The sequence below is a fragment of the Thermanaeromonas sp. DSM 22490 genome, from assembly GCF_056378755.1.
Genome location: NZ_JBJHHE010000053.1, coordinates 1 through 3,176, shown reverse-complemented (window position 1 = coordinate 3,176; position 3,176 = coordinate 1). Strand labels below are relative to the sequence as shown.

The 3,176-nt window shown below is 60.2% G+C and carries 2 protein-coding genes; both read left to right on the top strand.

Annotated elements, in window-relative coordinates; genetic code table 11:
- The first annotated feature begins 321 nt into the window (after positions 1 to 321).
- A complete protein-coding gene (locus AC1BI1_RS15195) occupies positions 322 to 1,878 on the top strand; it encodes a DUF1670 domain-containing protein (RefSeq protein ID WP_476718150.1) in 1,557 nt (518 codons plus the stop codon).
- Between the two features lie 23 nt (positions 1,879 to 1,901).
- On the top strand, positions 1,902 to 3,158 hold the full coding sequence (locus tag AC1BI1_RS15190) for a DUF1670 domain-containing protein (RefSeq protein WP_476718149.1): 1,257 nt from the start codon (positions 1,902 to 1,904) through the stop codon (positions 3,156 to 3,158).
- Positions 3,159 to 3,176 lie beyond the last annotated feature (18 nt).

The window sequence follows — 3,176 nt, the reverse complement described above, 5'->3', positions numbered from 1 at the left end:
CTTCTATGACCCCACACTTCCCTTTCCCTGGCAAGAAGTACTGAGTGTCACCATATGTAAATTTTGTTCCTCCACCCCGGCTGGAGCGGTGGCAGCCGGTTGGTGGGGGTGAAATTGGCTATTAAGCCGCCCTTCCAGGACACGGGTGGACCATGACCGCCGGGTAATAGGTGTATTTCCTCCCCACCCGTGGCCTGGAGGGGCGGAACCAGTCGCCAACCTGGAAGGGCTTTAAGAGCAAATTGAGCTTCGAACCAGCAGGAAACCTGCTAAAGGCGGCGAACCCAATAGGCAGATATTGGACAAGCGAGGGATTAAGCGTTGGGTCGCCCTGCCTTTTTCCGCCAGCGTATTCTCACCCAGGCGGCTTCCCTGGAGGCCAAGGGGCTGTTCAACTACCTGGTCAGCGAGATCAGGACCAGGCGGGAGGTAGCCCTGGAAGAAGCCGTCCTGGCGGCGCGAGACGTTTTGGAGTACCTGGAGCGAAATCTGTTAACCCGGACTCTAGGCCAGATTGTTTTTCCGGCCATCTCCGGCCGGGAGAACCACCAGAAGCGCTCCCGGTCCAACCAGCCGGAGAAGCTGGTCAGTCTAACGGTGGTGGCCGAGGAAGACATTGAGCTGATGGCCGAGTTTGGGACGGTGGCTCTGCAGAGGGGCCGCCTGGCCCGCCTGCTCGAAGAGGCCTATGCCCAGGATGCCATTCTGGACACTCCCAGGCTTTGCGTTCTGTTCCCCCAGACCCACCGGGGCATTCGCGCCATCCTGCAATCCTTCTGGCAACAAGGAGTTTTGCTGCCGGTGGCCGGGATGAAGAAAGAGAACCGCCAGCTAATGCAGAACCTCCGGGCGGCGCTGGCTATTGACCGGTACTTAAGCGGTGAGGACCTCACCTCTTTGCGTAAGAATTTGGCTATCAGCACCGGCCGCTGGCAGCGGTGGTGGCAGGGCTTCAAGGAACTGGTGCAAAACCGGGACCAACCCCTGGCGGAACTGGCAAGGCTGCTCCGGGAGCCGCCGGAGCTTTTGGAAGCCTGGCAGGAGATATGGAACAGACACCGGGAGAAGGATCCGGGGATAGCCACCCGACTGGGCCTGGACCAGGAAGCTTTAAGACAACCCGGCACCGGTACCGGCAGCCGCCAAGCCTTTGCCGAACTGTTACGCCGGCGGCACGGCTACTCCCCGGCAGCCGTAGAGCAGTTTTTGGACGAACTGGCGGAACTGGCCAGCCGCCTGAACAGGCAGGAACGAGCCCCTGGAGCCATCGTGTACCAGGCCGTGAGCGACCGGGAGCCGGCCGGCAAAAAACTATCCCAGTGTGAACTGAAAGCCGTAGTTCTGGATTACGTCACCCCTGAGGACTGGGAACTGGCTAACCGGGATAACGCCGAGGCGCTTAAGTGGACCAGGCTTTTGCGCCTGGCCACCCAGGCCAGGTCCCAGGGGGCTACCTTAAACCAACCGGATCTGGCCCTGCTATTGGGCCTCTCCACCAAATCCGTACAGACCTTGCTAAAGGAACATCCAGGCGTGGTGGTTCCCACCAGGGGTATGGTAGCCGATATGGGACCGGCCTTAAGCCACGCCGATAAGATCATCCGCCTCTACATGGACGGCTACACCGAGACCGAAATAGTCCGGCGCACCGGGCACAGCTATGAAGCCATAGAGAACTACCTCCTGGACTTCGCCCGGGTCACCTACCTCCTGGAAAGGGGCCTGCCGGTACCGGCCATCAGGAAAGTCCTGGGCTGTTCCAGGAGGCTGGTAGAAAAACACGTCAACCTCTACCGGGAGTTTTCCGGCCCCGACTACGCCTTCATGATGGCGAAGGTCCGCCGCCTAGCCGAGGCCCACCCGGTTAAAAAAAACTAACCCGCATAGGGGGGATGAGACTCTTGGAAGCCAAGAAGGGTGTAAACAGCCGCTACGCCACCCTTCTTGCCAGGGATGTATTGCCAGTACAAACTGCTCACCTAAAAGAAAGCTTTGAACTAGCCCCGGCCTCAAAACTGGCCGAGGCGGCCTGTATGGCCACCAACCAGGCCATAGAGGCCTGGGAAAAGAACCTGGAAACCCGGCGCCTGAAACCAGGGGAACTCCTCCTGGAACAGGGGGGCCGGAAAATCGTGATCCCCCTCCTTACCCAGGAGGTATTGCCGCACCTCAAAGAGGGCCGCTCTCCCCGGGCCGTGCGCCGGGAACTGGAAATGCTCCAGTTCTCCAAGCTAAAGGAGCTAAACCCCGGCGCCAGTGTGGAAGACCTCTGGCATCTCGTCAACCAGGCCGAACTTTCCCTGAAGCGCGGTGGTAAAAGTGCGGAGGTACTGCCCGAAAGCCCCCTGGATGCTGAAACGCTAAAGCCAGGAGGCCGCCAGCACGTTGGGGGAGAAATCCCGCCGGAAGCCCTGAAACCGGCCATAGCCACCCTGGTGGACCAGTGGGGTGCCAGGCCCGCCCAGGCCGAAGGGATGGTTACCCTGGCAGCCAGGCTCTACACCTGGTGCTGCCCCAGGGTGGAGGAACTGGACCCCGGCCAACTGGTGTGGCTGGCCCACGGGACCAGGAAATCCAGGCGTACCGACCCCAGGCTCTTTCAGCCGGTAGTACTCACCTTACTAACACCGGAGGAACAACACTGGCCCCTCAACACCACCGCCGATCTGAAGAGGCTTAAAATACGGCAGATCGAACGGATTACCGCTGAAGCCTGGCGGCAGGATGGTGTCTTAACTACCCTGGACCTGGAGTGGCTCCTGGGCATCTCCCCCAGCCTCATCCGGCAGCTCCTGGAGGCCTACCACGAACGCTTCGGTGTCCTCCTACCCACCGCAGGCACGGTGCTGGACATGGGCCGCACCCTGACCCACAAGGCCCTGGTGGTGGAGATGGCCCTGGAGGGGCTAACCACACAGGAGATTGCTCGGAGGATCTACCACACCCCCGAGGCGGTGGACAACTACCTGCGGTTGTTTGATCGGGTGCTGCTATTGCGCTATTACCGTGTCCCCACCTCGGCAATGATGCGCATCACCGGTCACAGCCAAAGCTTGCTGGAGGAGCACCTGGCCCTGGTGGAAAAGCACTTCCCTGACGAGGAGTCCCTGGTCAGTTACATCAGTAACAGGGGTATCAAGCTGGAAAAGAGCAGTTAGGGATTAATGGGGTTATCT